The organism is Thioalkalivibrio sp. ALJ15 (assembly GCF_000383695.1).
Taxonomy (GTDB): Bacteria; Pseudomonadota; Gammaproteobacteria; order Ectothiorhodospirales; family Ectothiorhodospiraceae; genus Thioalkalivibrio.
Map to the genome: position 1 here is coordinate 264,604 of NZ_KB912059.1, position 15,855 is coordinate 280,458.

General features: G+C 65.5%; 14 protein-coding genes. 10 read left to right on the plus strand and 4 right to left on the minus strand.

All coding sequences use genetic code 11. The features are described from left to right. Positions 1-31: 31 nt before the first annotated feature. The 5 genes from queA (at position 32) to secF (ending at position 5,473) form a co-directional block, all read left to right on the plus strand. Positions 32-1,099, plus strand: coding sequence for a tRNA preQ1(34) S-adenosylmethionine ribosyltransferase-isomerase QueA (gene queA, locus G015_RS0110470; RefSeq protein WP_020146674.1), 1,068 nt, complete (start codon positions 32-34; stop codon positions 1,097-1,099). Then, on the plus strand, positions 1,089-2,204 hold the full coding sequence (gene tgt / locus G015_RS0110475) for a tRNA guanosine(34) transglycosylase Tgt (protein ID WP_018993884.1): 1,116 nt from the start codon (positions 1,089-1,091) through the stop codon (positions 2,202-2,204). Before queA ends, tgt begins: the two co-directional genes overlap by 11 nt. Positions 2,205-2,302: 98 nt before the next feature. Further along, positions 2,303-2,632 (plus strand): preprotein translocase subunit YajC, encoded by a 330-nt coding sequence (gene yajC / locus G015_RS0110480; protein WP_018139379.1) that lies wholly within the window; start codon positions 2,303-2,305, stop codon positions 2,630-2,632. An 11-nt stretch (positions 2,633-2,643) separates the two neighbouring features. After that, entirely contained in the window at positions 2,644-4,512 is a 1,869-nt protein-coding gene (gene secD, locus G015_RS0110485) for a protein translocase subunit SecD (protein ID WP_018139380.1), read from the plus strand. Between the two features lie 13 nt (positions 4,513-4,525). After that, positions 4,526-5,473, plus strand: coding sequence for a protein translocase subunit SecF (gene secF / locus G015_RS0110490; protein ID WP_018139381.1), 948 nt, complete (start codon positions 4,526-4,528; stop codon positions 5,471-5,473). Between the two features lie 81 nt (positions 5,474-5,554). On the opposite strand, the gene G015_RS0110495 is transcribed toward secF, so the two are convergent. From G015_RS0110495 to G015_RS0110510, 4 genes are read right to left on the minus strand one after another with little or no spacing between them, the layout of a single operon-like run. Next, a complete protein-coding gene (locus G015_RS0110495; RefSeq protein ID WP_018993886.1) occupies positions 5,555-6,073 on the minus strand; it encodes a DUF302 domain-containing protein in 519 nt (172 codons plus the stop codon). A gap of 40 nt (positions 6,074-6,113) precedes the next feature. Further along, positions 6,114-6,644, minus strand: a complete 531-nt coding sequence (locus G015_RS0110500) for a C40 family peptidase (RefSeq protein WP_231362281.1) — start codon at positions 6,642-6,644, stop codon at positions 6,114-6,116. A 46-nt stretch (positions 6,645-6,690) separates the two neighbouring features. After that, positions 6,691-7,464: a hypothetical protein gene (locus G015_RS0110505; RefSeq protein ID WP_018174378.1), complete on the minus strand. Its 774-nt coding sequence runs from the start codon at positions 7,462-7,464 to the stop codon at positions 6,691-6,693. A gap of 51 nt (positions 7,465-7,515) precedes the next feature. Beyond that, on the minus strand, positions 7,516-9,078 hold the full coding sequence (locus G015_RS0110510; RefSeq protein ID WP_020146675.1) for a bifunctional aminoglycoside phosphotransferase/ATP-binding protein: 1,563 nt from the start codon (positions 9,076-9,078) through the stop codon (positions 7,516-7,518). A gap of 152 nt (positions 9,079-9,230) precedes the next feature. Here G015_RS0110510 and mrcB point away from each other — a divergent pair, with 152 nt between their 5' ends. From mrcB to truD, 5 genes are read left to right on the plus strand one after another with little or no spacing between them, the layout of a single operon-like run. Then, positions 9,231-11,573, plus strand: coding sequence for a penicillin-binding protein 1B (gene mrcB, locus G015_RS0110515; RefSeq protein ID WP_155987371.1), 2,343 nt, complete (start codon positions 9,231-9,233; stop codon positions 11,571-11,573). Then, positions 11,573-12,121, plus strand: a complete 549-nt coding sequence (locus G015_RS0110520) for a tetratricopeptide repeat protein (protein ID WP_018139387.1) — start codon at positions 11,573-11,575, stop codon at positions 12,119-12,121. Before mrcB ends, G015_RS0110520 begins: the two co-directional genes overlap by 1 nt. A 43-nt stretch (positions 12,122-12,164) precedes the next feature. Continuing rightward, positions 12,165-14,108, plus strand: a complete 1,944-nt coding sequence (locus G015_RS0110525) for an ATP-dependent DNA helicase (protein ID WP_020146676.1) — start codon at positions 12,165-12,167, stop codon at positions 14,106-14,108. Beyond that, a complete protein-coding gene (gene tsaB, locus G015_RS0110530) occupies positions 14,099-14,800 on the plus strand; it encodes a tRNA (adenosine(37)-N6)-threonylcarbamoyltransferase complex dimerization subunit type 1 TsaB (protein ID WP_018139389.1) in 702 nt (233 codons plus the stop codon). Before G015_RS0110525 ends, tsaB begins: the two co-directional genes overlap by 10 nt. Beyond that, positions 14,797-15,846: a tRNA pseudouridine(13) synthase TruD gene (truD, locus tag G015_RS0110535; protein WP_081622320.1), complete on the plus strand. Its 1,050-nt coding sequence runs from the start codon at positions 14,797-14,799 to the stop codon at positions 15,844-15,846. Before tsaB ends, truD begins: the two co-directional genes overlap by 4 nt. Positions 15,847-15,855 lie beyond the last annotated feature (9 nt).

Sequence of the window (15,855 nt, forward strand, 5' to 3'; positions counted from 1 at the left end):
AGGGCGCCGGTGCGTGGTAGCATCGCGCGCCATGCGTGTTTCCGATTTCGACTACGAGCTCCCGCAGGAGCTGATCGCCCAGTATCCGCTGCCCGAGCGAGCCAGCTCGCGCCTGCTCGTGCTGGAAGACCAACGGGCGGAAGATGCCGCGTTTGGCGCGATTGAGTCACTGCTGCGGCCGGGCGATCTGTTGGTGCTGAATGATACGCGCGTGATCCCGGCGCGGGTCTTCGGGCAGAAGGCGAGCGGTGGGCAGGTCGAGGTCCTCGTGGAACGGATCGAGTCACCGACCCAGGTGCTGGCGATGGTGCGGGCCAGTCGGGCACCGAAGCCCGGCACGTGCCTCCACCTGGCGGATGCCTTTACGGTGGAGGTGACGGATCGTCAGGGGCCGTTTTTCCGGCTGCGTCTGGTGGACGGCGCCGACATGCTCGCACTGCTGAAGCAGCATGGTCATATCCCGCTGCCGCCGTACATCGAGCGGGCGGACGAGGGCAGCGATGTCGAACGCTACCAGACCGTGTTCGCCCGCAAGGAGGGCGCGGTGGCGGCGCCGACGGCTGGGCTCCATTTTGACGATGCACTGCTGGACCGGCTGCGCGCGCAGGGGGTCGAGACGGCCACGGTGACGCTGCATGTCGGGGCGGGGACTTTTCAGCCGGTGAAGGTGGACGACACCTCGCGCCACGAGATGCACGCCGAGTGGCTGGAGGTGGGGCCGGAGGCCTGTGCCGCCGTGGCGGCCTGCAAAGCGCGTGGCGGGCGCGTGGTGGCTGTGGGCACGACCTGTGTACGGTCGCTCGAGACGGCCGCGGCGGAGGGCGGGCTTAAGCCCTTTCAGGGTGAAACACGACTGTTCATCCAGCCCGGATATCGTTTTCGCGTCGTGGACCGGATGGTGACGAACTTCCACCTGCCGCAGAGCACGCTGCTGATGCTGGTAGCCGCCTTTGCAGGATATCGGCGGATCCTGGACGCCTATGCCCATGCGGTCGCGAATCGCTATCGCTTTTTCAGTTACGGGGATGCCATGTGGTTGGCGCCGGGCGATCCCGCGGATCTGCCGCCGAGCGTCCGGGAGGAACACGATGGAGTTTGAACACCTGGGGCAGGATGGCGCGGCACGCCGAGGCCGACTGCGGTTTCCGCGTGGTGAAGTCGAGACGCCCGCCTTTATGCCGGTGGGGACCTACGGGACCGTGAAGGCTATGACCCCGGAGGAGCTGCGCGAGCTGGGGGCACAGATCATCCTGGGCAACACCTTCCACCTGATGCTGCGGCCGGGTACCGAAGTGATCCGGGCACATGGTGACTTGCATGACTTCATGCACTGGGAAGGACCGATCCTGACCGACTCCGGTGGATTCCAGGTTTTCTCGCTGGCCGAGATGCGCAAGATCAGCGAGGAGGGCGTGCGTTTCCAGTCGCCCGTGGACGGTTCGAAAGTGCTGATGACGCCGGAGTCGTCCATGCGGGTCCAGCGCGAGCTGGGGTCGGACATCGTGATGATCTTCGACGAGTGCACGCCCTATCCGGCCACCGAGGACGAGGCGCGCAAGTCGATGGAGCTGTCGCTGCGCTGGGCCGCGCGATCGCGCGAGGCGCATGGTGACAATCCGGCGGCACTGTTCGGTATTGTGCAGGGTGGCATGTACCCGGCGCTGCGTCGGGAATCAGCCGCCGGTCTGCGCGAGATTGGCTTTGACGGCTATGCGATCGGCGGGCTGTCGGTGGGCGAGCCGGAAGATGAGCGGCTCGCCACGCTGGATGTGACCCTGCCGCTACTGCCGGAGGACCGCCCGCGCTACCTGATGGGCGTGGGGCGGCCCGAGGACATAGTGGAAGCCGTGCGCCGCGGCGTGGACATGTTCGACTGCGTGATGCCTACCCGCAACGCACGCAATGGATTTCTGTACACCCGGGAAGGGGTCCTGCGTATCCGTAATGCGCGCTTCCGTGACGACACGGGCCCGATCGATCCGGAGTGTGGTTGTTACACCTGCCGCAATTATTCAAGGGCTTACCTGAAACATCTCGACAAATGTAACGAGATTCTCGGGTCGCGCCTGGCGACGACCCACAACCTGCATTACTACCAGGACCTGATGCGCGGCCTGCGCGAGTCGATTGCGGCGGGCACGCTTCAGGCGTTCGTCGCCGATTTCTATGGTCGGCGCGGCATGGAAGTGCCGCCTGTGCCATAATCCGCGCGGCAATTTTCGCGAGCCCGGTCACGGGTCTCGCGGGCGCCGGGCGCCAGGCCCGGCGGCCCTGAACCGATTCGCTAGACGGGAGTGTTCCAATGGATTTTCTGATTTCTGCAGCGCATGCCCAAGACGGTGGTGGCGCCGGTGGTGGCATGATCGAATTCCTGATCATGATCCTGATCTTTTTCGCGATCATGTACTTCCTGATCATTCGCCCGCAGAGCAAGCGCGCGAAGGAACACCGGTCGATGGTGGAGTCGCTGTCCAAGGGTGACGAGATCGTGACCAATGGCGGTGTGGCCGGCACGATTACCGAGGTAGGCGAGAACTTCATCAAGGTCGACATCGCCAATGGCGTGAACATCGCCGTGCAGAAGCAGTCGGTTCAACAGGTTATGCCCAAGGGCACCCTCAAGGACCTCTAGGGTCTTCGAATATGCGCAATTCCTATCCGGCGTGGCTGTACGCCCTGATCGTCGTCATCATCCTGGGCGCGGGGCTTTATGCCGCGCCCAACCTGTTCCCGGAGGACCCGTCGGTCCAGATCGGGAACCCGACCACCGGCGAGATCGATCAGAACATCCGTGAACTGATGGGCACCATCCTGGGCGCCCAGGGCGTCACGCCGCACACGGTCGAGGAGCAGGACGACGGCCAGATCCTGTTGCGCTTCGAGACCACAGACGAGCAGTCCACCGCTGCCGAGATATTGCGCAACGCGCTGGATGACAATCACACCGTCGCCCTGAACATGGCCCCGGCCACCCCGCGCTGGTTGCGAGCCATCAATGGCCAGCCCATGGCTCTCGGCCTCGACCTGCGTGGCGGGGTCCACTTCCTGATGGAAGTGGACCTGGACGCGGTGATCGGTACCGCGATGGAGCGTTACTCGAACGAGCTGCGCGGACGCCTGCGGGAAGAGCGTATTTCGTTCGACACCGTGGAACGCGGCTCCCGCGATCTGACCGTGATGTTCGAGAGCGAGGCGGACCGCGAAGCGGCCGAGAGCTGGCTACAGCGCCAGTATCGCGAGGAACTGGTCTGGGAGTCGCGTGGGTCCGGGGACACCAGCCGACTGGTAGCCACGCTGGATGACGACCACCTGACGGAACTGCGTCGTCAGGCCCTGCAGCAAAACATCTCCACGCTGCGTTCGCGGGTCGACGAGCTGGGCGTGGCGGAACCGATCATCGCTCAGCAGGGCGAGAACCGGATTGTGGTGCAGCTCCCGGGCGTGCAGGACACGGCACGGGCAAAGGAGGTCCTGGGCGCGACTGCGACGCTGGAATTCCGCCTCGTGTCGGAGAGCGGTGATGCGCGGGAGGCTGACGAGACCGGGCGTGCGCCGTCGGGCACGCGTCTTTACCACGAACGCGACGGGACACCGGTGCTGCTGCAGCGTCAGGTCATGCTGACCGGTGACTACATCACGGATGCCTCCTCGGGCATTGCCCAGGATACGGGCGGTCCGGCGGTGTTCATTAATCTGGACGGTCAGGGTGCGCGGATTTTCTCCCGCGTGACCTCGGACAACGTCGGTCGGCTGATGGCCACCGTGTTCATCGAGACCTCGACCGAGACCGTTGAGGAAGACGGTGAGCAGGTGATGCGCACCTCGCGTAGCGAAGAGGTAATCAACGTCGCACGCATCAACGAGCCGCTGGGGCGTCGCTTCCAGATCTCCGGACTCGACAGCAGCCGCGAGGCCCGCAACCTGGCGCTTTTGCTGCGCGCCGGGGCGCTCGCCGCGCCGATGTCGATCGTCGAAGAACGTACGGTGGGCCCGAGCCTCGGTCAGGAGAACATCGATCGCGGTATGCAGTCGGTGGTGATCGGCTTCATCGCCGTGATGATCTTCATGGTGCTGTACTACCGGGTGTTCGGGGTGATCGCGAACGTCGCGCTTGCGTTGAACCTGATCTTCATTGTCTCGGTGTTGTCGATGCTGCAGGCGACACTCACCTTGCCGGGCATTGCGGGGATCGTGCTGACGGTGGGTATGGCCGTCGATGCCAACGTGCTGATTTTCGAGCGAATACGCGAAGAGTTGCGAAACGGGTTGTCACCACAGGCCGCGATCGCCTCGGGCTATGATCGCGCGTTCACCACGATTGCGGATGCCAATGTGACCACGCTGATCGCGGCGCTCGTGCTGTTCCTGTTCGGCACCGGCCCGATCAAGGGGTTCGCGATCACGCTGTCGATCGGGATCATCGCCTCGATGTTCACGGCGATCATCGTGACCCGCGCCATCGTCAACCTCACCTACGGGCGGCAGCGTCGGCTGAACCGTCTGGCTATCTGAGGCGGAGAACGACATGCTTCCGCATTTGAATTTCGCCGAATCGAATCTCGATTTTCTCGGCAAGCGCAAGATCACGATCACGGTTTCCCTGATCCTGATCCTGATTTCTGTGGCGCTTCTGGCCACGCGCGGGCTGAATTTCGGGATCGACTTTACCGGTGGCACGCTGGTCGAGGTCGGATATCCCGAGGCGGTCGAGCTCGATCCGATCCGCGAGACGCTGGCCGATGGCGGCTTCGCCGGGGCCCAGGTGCAGACCTTTGGTACTTCACGCGATGTCCTGATTCGTCTGCCCCCGAGCGAGGACGACGATGATCCGGCCACGCTGTCCAACCGCGTACTCAATGTCTTGCAGGATGGAGGTCCGGATGACCCGGATCTGCGGCGTGTGGAGTTCGTGGGGCCTGCCGTGGGCGAGGAGCTGCGCGAGCAGGGGGGGCTGGCGATGATCTACGCCCTGGCCGGGATCCTGATTTACGTCGCGGTCCGCTTCGAGTGGCGATTCTCGATCGGTTCGGTGCTTGCGTTGATCCACGATGTGGTGATCACGCTCGGGATTTTCTCGCTGCTGCAGCTCGAGTTTGACTTGGGGGTCCTGGCGGCGGTGCTTGCGGTGATCGGGTATTCATTGAATGACACGATCGTGGTGTATGACCGAATACGCGAGAATTTCCGAATATTGCGCAAGAAGGGCACCGAAGAGGTGATGAACATCGCGGTGAACAAGACCCTGGCGCGTACCATTGTCACCAGTACGACGACCCTGCTGGTGTTGTTCGCGCTGGCGTTCCTGGGTGGCGCTGCGCTGCAGAACTTCTCGATCGCGCTGATCATCGGGGTGATTGTGGGTACCTATTCGTCGATCTTTATCGCGGCCACCGCGGCATTGCTGCTAGGCGTGGACCGCCAGGTGCTACTCCCGGTGAAGAAGGAAGGCGCCGAGGAAGATCAGACGCCTTAGCGGACATCCGCTGGAATCAGTGGGCACAAAAAAGCCCGGCAGCCTGCGAGGCTAGCCGGGCTTTTCGCGTTCAGGCGGTGGTCAGAACGACAGCGCTTCCTTGATGATGCGCTCCACCAGTTCGTTTACGTCGCGCAGGCTCTTCTTGGAGTCTTCTTCACCGATCTCGGGGACAGGGGTGTAGCCCATGTACACCACGCCGGGCTCATCGGTCAGCTCGTACACCGTGATGATGTAGGGGCAGAACACCATGTTGTGCGGGTCGGCCTCCATCGTGGCGCGCGAATAGCTGGCGCTACAGAAGTCCAGGGACTTGCCATTGAGATAAATGCCCTCGCCACTCTCCTGGCCAGCGGTGCGGTCCAGCATGTTGGCGATGTAGCCGACGTTGTTGATCACCAGGCCCTCGGATGCGATGGCTTCCTCGACCATTTCAAAGTAGTGATCGAACTCGCCTTCGATCTTGAAGATCACGCGTTCGTCGGTTTCCATCACGGTTTCGTACGCGGTGGCAGTGGCACCCAGTGCCAGGCCGGCGCCCAGCGTCAGGGCGAGCGCCGAACGGCGCAGCAGTTGGGACAAATTAGGGAATGCCTTCATGGTTCCTTCCTCGTAGTAGGTTCCAGGGGCCCAAGGCCCATTAGTCGAAGAAATGGCCCGCGAATCGGGTGCGTGGAGCCCAGTAGGGATTGTCGAGTTCCTCAATTCGGACCTGCCCGCGCGAGCTTGGCGCGTGGACAAATCGGCCTTCACCGACATAGACCCCGACGTGGTCAATTTGATTCCCGTTGATCGCGAAGAACACGACGTCTCCGGGGCTCGGGTCGCCATCGCGCTTTACGGCTGCCGAGGCCTGTTCGCCCGTGGTCCGAGGGACATCTTGACCCGCCTCGCGGTAGGCGCGCTGTACCAGGGCGGAACAGTCGAGCCCGTTGGCGTCGGTGCCGCCGTAGCGGTAGGGCGTGTCGAGGTGTCCGAGCGCCGCCAGTACGACCTCGGAGCGCTTCAGCTCGGCCTCGGGAACATAACTCATCGGGCCTTCGGCTACCCGGGGTTCCGGATCGACCTTGAGGGGCTCCGGTGCCGGCCCGCGTGGTTCAGGGCTGCTTGCGCACCCGGCCAGTACGAGCGCTGCCCCTAGCAAGGGGAGAACGCTGTGGGAGGATGGTATGCCGGATTGGGACCCGTAGGCCGGGGAGGGCGTTGGCCCCGGAGCACTAGAACATCTCGGTTTCTTCATAGCTTTCCGGTACCTGGAACAAGGCCTCGCTAAGGGCGTCCGTCGACAGCCCTGCCAGTCGGGTCGTGACGCCATCGTGTTCGCGGACCTCGAGAGGGATGCCCTCCACACGGGGAAGGAGCGACGCCCCCATCTGGGAGGCCATGGGGCCTCCGGCCTCAAGGGCGCGCAAGGACAGCTCATAGAGGCGATCCATCAAGGCCCCGAGGGTCTGAAAATCGGACGCCTCCAGGCCCAAGGATTGCGCGTCGGCGACGCAAACGGTGCTCTGGGGCCGGTCATCGATCAGCACTTCGATTTCGCTGCAGACAAAGTCCCCGATCTCGCGTTGCTCATTGGTCTCGCGGGTACTGATTTCGGCCTCGAACCCCTCGGGGCCGATCCCAAGCTGCTGTTTGAGCTGATCGCGAACGTCCGGGGGGAGCTGCTCCATCTGGCGGCGCAGGTCGCTGACCATGTCGGTCATCGCCTGGATCTGTTGATCCATCACCTCGCGCGTCAACGGCAGATAGGTCTGCTCGTCGTCATCCACGACGGTGAGCTGGTCGTTGCGCGCGTCGAACAGCATGTACCCGGAAGTTCCGCTGATCGCCTCGTTCAGCTCCATGCGGATCATGTGATCGCGCACGAGGATCTGGCTCTCGAGCCCTTCGTCGTCGATGTAGTGCAAAAGGGCGTCAGCCTGGGCCGGCAGGGCGGTCGCCAGGACAATCAGACAGGCAGCCGGGAGTAGGGCGAGGGTACGGGACATAGGCATTCGCAGATGTTGTGTCAGGCTGTATTTTGGCACGTACGCGGACAATTAGGCGGAAACCGGTTGCAGAAGCTGGCGTGCCAGGGCATCGGTATCCAGCGGCTGTTCCGGGGCAACCTCCACGACGCCCTCCGCTCCGGTCGGCCATTCCTGCTGCGGGCGTTGCTGCTGCATCACCTGGTAGTCGGCATCGGACGCATCCTTACCGGCCGCAGAGCGTTGCTCGAGGCGTTCCTGCAGGACGCGATCGCTGGCGTGGCAGGCGACGACTGCAAACCCCGCCTGGTGCCGGGTAGCGAGCTGCTGGAAGGGTGCCCGCTGGGCACGGGTCAGGAAGGTCGCGTCGACGATCACGGTGTGCCCCAGCGCCAGCAGGGTGTCCGCGCGGGCGCGCAGGTGGTCGTAGATCTGCCCGCGAGCCTCTTCGCTGTAGGAGACCGCGTCGCCCATGCGCTTGCGCTCGATATCGGAGCGCAGCCGCAGCGCCCCGAGGGCCTCAACGATCTGTGTGCTGATCACGGTCTTGCCGCTGCCGGATACGCCATGCATCAGCACCAGGCGCGGCGCAGACGGCTCGGTCAGGCGTTCGGCGAGTGCGAGATAGCGCCCCATTTCGGCGCGGTGGGCCGCCTGTTCGTCCGAGGGGAGATGCGACTCCTGCGCGTGGATGCCCTGCACCTTGGCGCGGATCAGAGCGCGATAGACCTGATAAAGGGGCAGCAGGCGGAGCCCGGCGATGTCGTCACGACCGTCCAGGTAGGCATTCAGCAAGCGCCAGGCATGCGCCCGGGCCTTGCGTGCCAGCAGGTCCATGGTGGTGAACGCGATCTCGGAGATCACGTCGATCCAGCGCAACTCGGGATCGAACTCGATCGCATCAAACGCCGCCAGCGTCTCGCCGTTTTCCGGATCGTCGACATACACGATGTTGCCCAGGTGCAGGTCGCCATGCCCGTGGCGGATGAAGCCCTCGCGGTGGCGTGATTCGAGAAGCGGGCCCAGGCGCTCGATTTCGTTCCGGGTCCAGCGCTCCAGCGCCGTGAGCCGGGCCCTGTCGACCTCGCCATGGATCGCTTCGCCCAGGGCCGGGAAGTTGTCGAGCATGGGCTGGGTTGCCGCTTCCGGGGTGCCATGGGGCGAGTCGGCGCCGGCTCGCTCGGTGCGCTCGTGAAAGGCAGCGATGTAGTGGCCCAGTGCCTCCATGGCCTCGGTGGGCAACTGGCCCTGTTCCAGCAGGTTATCCAGTTGCTTGCGGCGATCGAATCGGCGCATGCATACGGCGTAGTCGAGGATCGGGCCTTCGCCATTGATGCGGGGAGCCGAGGCATCTCCGTTCAGGGTCACCACATCGAGATAGATTTGCGGGGCGAGGCGGCGATTCACCTTCAACTCGGTTTCACAGAAGTGCTGGCGCGCGTCGAGCGTGGTGAAGTCCAGGAATCCCAGTGCGAGTGGCTTCTTGAATTTGTAGGCATAGTCACCGGCGAGAATGACGGTCGAGATGTGGGTCTCGATGCGCTGCACCTGATCTTTCGTTGGTGTGGGCTCCGGGAATCCCAGCGTCGCAATCAGGGTCTGCAGTTGTTGTTGGTGTTGTTCCAGCGCGCTCATCACGCCTCCATGGGATTGGCAGATCGCGATCGGGTGGACGGGTTTTGTGCCGATTCGTTCCCGGAAACGCGGCATTTGCGGCATGTCTGCTGTTCCCGGTCAGGTTAACATTGGGACTGATCCCTTTCCTTGTGCCGCTTCCAGAAGCCCTCATGCCCCGAAAACGTACGACCCGTTCCCGCCGAGGTGGCCGATCCGGAGGCCTGCGCCGTTTCTTTGGTGCCGGGGTGTGGCTGTTCGCCGGTCTGGTGCTGGCCGGCGTCGGGGTTGGGGCGATCTATGTCGTCTCGCTCGATCAGGAGATTCGCGAGCGCTTCGAAGGCCAGCGCTGGGCCTTGCCGGCGCGCGTCTACGCGCGACCGCTGGAGCTGTACGAGGGTCGGGCGCTAACGCCCCAGGCGTTGGAAACCGAACTGGAGACACTGAACTACCGCAGTAGCGCACAGGGAAGTGGCCCGGGCGAGTATCGCGTGGACGGCAACCGGGTGTCGTTTACCACGCGCCCGTTCACCTTCGGCGACGGTCCGGAACCGGCCCATTCGGTGCGGGTGGATTTCTCAGGTGGAAGGGTGCAGTCCGTCCAGGAGCAGGGGAACGGAGAGCGCGTCGATCTGATGCGGGTCGAGCCCTTGCTGATCGGGAGCATCTACCCGACCCATGGCCAGGATCGCATCCTCGTGGCCATAGACGAGGTGCCACGTGAATTGATCGGTGCACTGCTCGCAATTGAGGATCGTCGCTTCATGTCGCACCGCGGGGTGGACCCGGCGGGGATTGCCCGGGCCGCCATGGCGAATCTGCGCGCGGGGCGGACGGTGCAGGGTGGCAGCACGCTGACGCAGCAGCTGGTCAAGAACTTCTACCTGACACGGGACCAGACCCTGGCGCGCAAGGCGAACGAGGCGGTCATGGCCTTGTTGCTGGAGCGACGCTATTCCAAGCGCGAGATCCTCGAGGCCTATATCAACGAGGTCTACCTGGGCCAGTCGGGCGAGCGCGCGATTCACGGATTCGGCCAGGCGTCCCAGTTCTACTATCAACGTCCGCTGAACGAACTCCGCCTGGACCAGTTGGCGCTTCTGGTAGGGCTCGCCCGCGGTGCCAGCTACTACGACCCCCGGCGTCACCCCCAGCGTGCCGAGGCGCGCCGTGATCAGGTGCTGCGGGCGATGCTGGAGACCGGGCTGGCCGATGCCGACCAGGTCGAGGCCGCGCTCGATACTGAACTCGATGTAACCCCCGTGGTGCCCCAGGGCCGCAGCCGATTCCCGGCGTTTCTCGACATGGTGCGCCGCGAGTTGCGCGCTGACTACGCGGACGAAGATCTGCGCAGCGAGGGGCTACGCATCTTCACCACGATGGACCCGGTCGTGCAGCTCACGCTGGAGGAGCGCGTGAAGGCAGGTGTGGATCGGGTGATCGAGCAGCGCGGGTCCAGCCTGGAGCGCCTGCAGGCGGCTGCCGTTGTGACGGATCCCCAGGCGGGGGAAGTGCTCGCGGTGGTCGGGGACCGCGATCCGCAGTATCCCGGCTATAACCGGGCGGTCGAGGCGCAACGTCAGGTCGGGTCGGTACTCAAGCCCTTCGTCTATCTGGCCGCGCTCACGCAACCCGGGCGCTATACGCTAGCAAGTCTGCTGGATGACAGCCCAATGACCATCCAGCTGCCGCATGGCGAACCCTGGACGCCGCGCAACTTCGATCGCGAGCACCGCGGCGACGTGACGGCGTGGGAGGCACTGGTCCAGTCCTACAACGTCGCCACGGTCCAGCTGGCCGAAGAGATCGGTATTTCGCAGCTGATCGACGTGCTGCAGACGCTCGGCTTGCAGCGCACCCCGGCGCCGTTGCCCTCGCTGGCCCTCGGGGCGATCGAGTTGTCGCCACTGGAGGTGGCCGGGCTGTACCAGGCGCTTGCCAATGGCGGCTATGCGACCGGCACCCGCGCGATTCGCGATGTCCTCGATCTCGAGGACGAGGTCCTGTCCCACTACGGGCTGGAATTGCGCGGTGCCGTACCCGATGGGGCGGTCAGCCTGCTGACCCACGCCCTGCATGATGTGACTACCGAGGGGACCGGGCGGCAGATCAGCCAGCGCCTCCCGGGGCGCGTCGTGGCCGGCAAGACCGGCACCACGAACAACTTCCGCGACAGCTGGTTCGCCGGGTTCGATGATCGCCATGTCACGGTGGTCTGGCTGGGGATGGACGACAACGAGGCGACCGGCCTGACCGGAGGGGCGGCCGCCGCCCCCATCTGGGCGGACATAATGGCAGGTCTCGGCGCCCAGTCGCTGCGCCTCGACCGTCATCCGGAGATTGCCTATCAGGCGATTGACCTGAAGTCCGGGCTCCGTGTCGAGCAGGACGACCATGCCTGCGAGGCGGTGAAAACGCTCCCGTTCTGGCAGAATTCCATCCCCGAGAGCCGTGCCGACTGCGACACGGGCCGTACCCCGGATGAGCGGGGCTTTTTCGAGAGATTGTTCCGCTGATGACTTCAACCACCTCCTTACGCTCGAGCCTGCCGTTTCGACCTCGCCCGGTCGCCGCACTGCTGACGGTGCTGTTTCTGGCGGCCTGTGCGGTGCCGGAGACACGGGCCCCGGCCCCCGAGCAGCCGCCGGCGGCCGAGGCACCGGAGCCTGAGGCGATCCCGCACGAGGAGTCGCGCGAGCCTGAACCGGCGGCGGAGCCAGACGCCACGCCGTCGGCCGCGCTGGCCCTGGCCGAGCAGGCTGAAGGCTCGCGCAGCGAGGGGAACCTCGAGCGCGCCGCCCAGCAGCTGGAGCGTGCGCTGCGGATTGCGCCGCGCGATGCCTCGCTGTGGCATCAGATGGCCCACATCCGGCTGGAGCAGGGCAATTACCCGCAGGCGGACCGTCTGGCAGGGCGCTCGCTGCAACTGGGCGGCGAACGGGATCGCTCGCTTGCTCTGGAGAACTGGCGTGTGATCAAGGCCGCGCGCGAGGCGATGGGTGACGAAGAAGGCGTCCGGGAGGCCCAGGAGGCCATTCAGAGGCTGGAAACCGGCGTTGTCTAAGTCCGCCGAATCACCCGCGACGGCCCCATCCGGGTCGGCGGCCGTGCGCGCGCTGAGCCCCGGCGGCGATCTGGCCGAGGCACTGCACGGGTTTCGCCCGCGCGAGCCGCAGCAGCGCATGGCGGCGGCCGTGGAGTTGGCCCTGGGGCAGGCCCCGACTGCATTGCTCGTGGAGGCCGCCACAGGGGTGGGCAAGACCTTTGCGTATCTGGTGCCGGTCCTCCAGTCACGCCGCAAGGCCCTGGTGTCGACGGGCACCAAGACGCTGCAGGACCAGCTCTTCGAACGGGATCTTCCGACCGTATGCGAAGCATTGGGCTATCGCCCGCGCACCGCACTGCTAAAGGGCCGCGCTAACTACCTGTGCCATTACCGCCTGGAACTCGCGGCCGCCGAGGCCGGGGGCCAGACGCAACGTAGCGCGCAGCGCGAGCGCATGCCCGTTATCGAGGCGCTGCGGCAGTTCGCGCGCACCCATGCCACGGGCGATCTGGGACAAGCGGGCATCCTGGCCGAAGACTCGCCCCTGTGGCCGCAGGTGACCTCCACCGTCGACAACTGCCTGGGCAGCGAGTGTCCGCAATACAACGACTGCTTCGTGGTGCAGGCGCGCAAGCGCGCGCAGGACGCCGATATCGTGGTCGTGAATCACCACCTCCTGCTCGCCGATATGGCGCTGAAGGAAGAGGGTTTCGGCGAGCTCCTGCCGGAGGTGGATGCCGTGATCGTCGACGAGGCCCATCAGCTGCCGGAGATCGCCGGAGCGTTCTTCGGCGTTGCCGTGGGGAGCCGGGCGTTGCGCGACCTGGCGCGCGATGTGCGCCGGGAGCAGGAGCAGGCCGCCCCGGAGATGGTGGTGATCCGCGAGGCTGCGGTCGAGCTTGAGACTGTGGCGAAGAAGCTGCTCGACGCGACACAGGGCATGGAACCGCGCGCCGCCTGGGACGTGGTGAACGAGAAGGGCCGGGTGGAGCCGTCGATCGAGGAGCTGGACGAGGCCCTTTGCGGGTTGAGTGATGCGCTGGCCCCGGCCACCGAGCGCGGACCCGGCCTCGAGCAGGTGCAGGGGCGGGTACTGCTGATGCGGGAACGTCTGCAGACCTGGCGCGAGGACACGCCGGATACCGTAGCCTGGGTGGAGCGCTTCGCGCAGAGTCTGATCCTGCACAGGACGCCGCTGGATGCCGCGCGACCGCTGGCGCAACGGCGGGCCGCGCGCCCGGCTGCCTGGGTCTTCACCTCGGCTACGCTGGCCGTTGGAGAGGACTTCACCCATGCCTCGCGCCGTCTGGGACTGCCCGCGGACGTCGCCCAGGAACGCCTGGAGAGCCCCTTCGACTTTGCCCGGCAGGCCTGCCTGGTGCATCCGCAGCCTCCGCTGCCCAACCCGAACAGCCCCGAGTACACGCGCGCCTGTGTCGCCTGGGCCTGGCCTCTGCTGCGTGACAACCCGGGCGGCGGGTTTTTTCTGTTCACCAGCCATCGTGCTCTGCAGGAGGCGGCGGCACTGCTACGGGCCGAGCTGCCCGATCGCGAACTGCTGGTACAGGGCGAGCAGCCCCGTAACGACCTGCTGGCACGGTTTCGCGAGAGTGGTAACGCCTGGTTGTTGGGTGCCCACAGCTTCTGGGAGGGCGTCGATATCCGCGGGGAGGCGCTGTCGGTGGTGATCATCGACCGCCTGCCGTTTGCGGCGCCAAACGACCCGGTGCTGCAAGCCCGCGCGCAGGCCCTGGAGGCCGAAGGGCGTTCGCCGTTCATGGAGTTCAGCCTGCCGCAGGCGGTGCTGGCCCTGAAGCAGGGGGCTGGACGCCTGATTCGTGATGCGGATGACTCCGGCATCCTTGCGATCTGTGATCCCCGGCTGACCGGAAAGTCCTATGGACGCCGGTTCCTGGCCAGCCTTCCACCGTTTTATCGGACGCGGGACCCGATCGCGGCTCTGCAGTTTCTGGCGACCGCACGGGAGCGTGTCGAATGCGACTGATCGCCATCGAGACCTGCACCGAGATGTGCTCCGCCGCGTTGTGGGTGGATGGGGCCCTGGAAAGCGTCGAGGTGCGTGCCCCACGCAAGCATGGCGAACTGATACTCCGGCAGGTGGAGGAGCTGCTGGCGCGGTCGGATATTGCACGCTCGTCCCTGGATGCCGTTGCCGTCGGCCGTGGACCGGGGGCATTTACCGGCGTTCGCCTTGGGCTGGGTGTCGCACAGGGCATGGCCTTCGCCCTGGATTGCCCGGTGCTCCCGATATCGACCCTGCAGGCGCTTGCGCAGCAACTGGTCAGCGAACGGCCCGACTCACCGTCGGGCGAGATCCTTGCGGCCCTCGACGCCCGCATGGGCGAGGTGTACTGGAGTCTGAATACGGTCGTCGAAGGGCGTGCGCAGGCAGCGGCGGAACAGGTCGCGGCGCCCGGACAGATATCCCCCGCCTGGCGTGGCGCACCCGACCGTGGCATCGGTTCCGGTTTTGCCGCCTATCCTGAACTGGGCGAACGCTGCGGATTGGGCGAGGAGCGGCTCTATCCGGACGCACTGCCGCGGGCGCGCGAGGTGGCCATGCTGGCCGTGGATGCATGGGCACGGGGCGAGGCAATTCCGCCCGAACAGGCGCAGCCGGTTTACCTGCGCGATAACGTTGCCGCGCCGCCCAGTCCGCGAGGGGCGAAGACATGACGCCGGTATATCCATGGTCGCCACCGATTACCGGGCGCATGAAAGAGGCCCCGGAAGATTTCTGCGTATTCGAGCTTCCTGCGACCGAACCGGAAGGCAGTGGCGAGCACCTGTGGCTGGAGATCGAAAAGCGGCTGCTCAACACCGAAGATGTCGCCGTCGCGCTGGCGCGGGCTTGCGGGGTGCCGCGCGGCCAGGTGAGCTATGCCGGGCGCAAGGACCGGCAGGCCGTGACGCGGCAGTGGTTCAGCGTGCAGTGCACGGCCGCTGCCGAACCGGACTGGCAAGATCCAGCGACCTTGATACAACGCATGGGCAAGGACGCTGTGGGCGAGGCCCGAGTGCTGCGGGCCGAGCGGCATTCGCGCAAGCTGCGTACCGGACACCTCGCGGGGAACCGTTTTGTCGTCTGGCTGCGGGACGTTGCGGGCGATCGGGACATGGCGGGGCAGATCCTTCGGCGTATCCGGGAGGAGGGGGTCCCGAATTACTTCGGTCAGCAGCGGTTTGGCCGCCGAAACCTGGAACAGGCCGAGCAGTGGCTAAGCGGGGGGAGGGCGCCGCGGGGGCGCAACCAGCGCAGCCTGCTGCTCTCTGCGGCGCGCTCCGCGATCTTCAATGCCGTTCTGGCAGAACGGGTAGCCGACGATTCCTGGGCACGGTTTCTGCCCGGTGACGTGGCGACGTTTCAAGGCTCCGGCAGTGTGTTTGCCGTCCCGGAGGTGACTGCTGATATCGAACAACGCCTGGCGGAGGGGGTGATACACCCGACGGGCCCGCTGTGGGGTCGTGGCGAGCCACTGACGGCGGGCGATGTGCGTGCGCGGGAGGCAGAGTGTGCCGGTCGTTTCGAGAGCCTGGCGTCCGGTCTGGAGGCCCAGGGCGTGAAGTCGGCACGCCGTGCCCTGCGCATGCTTCCGGGGTCACTCGGTTTCGAGTGGCAGGGGAATGACCTGCGGCTTGAGCTGGAACTTGGCCCCGGCGAGTACGCGACCAGCGTCATCGACGCATTGATGGACAGCGCACCGAAAGCGGATACCCCCTAGGGAGCGGCC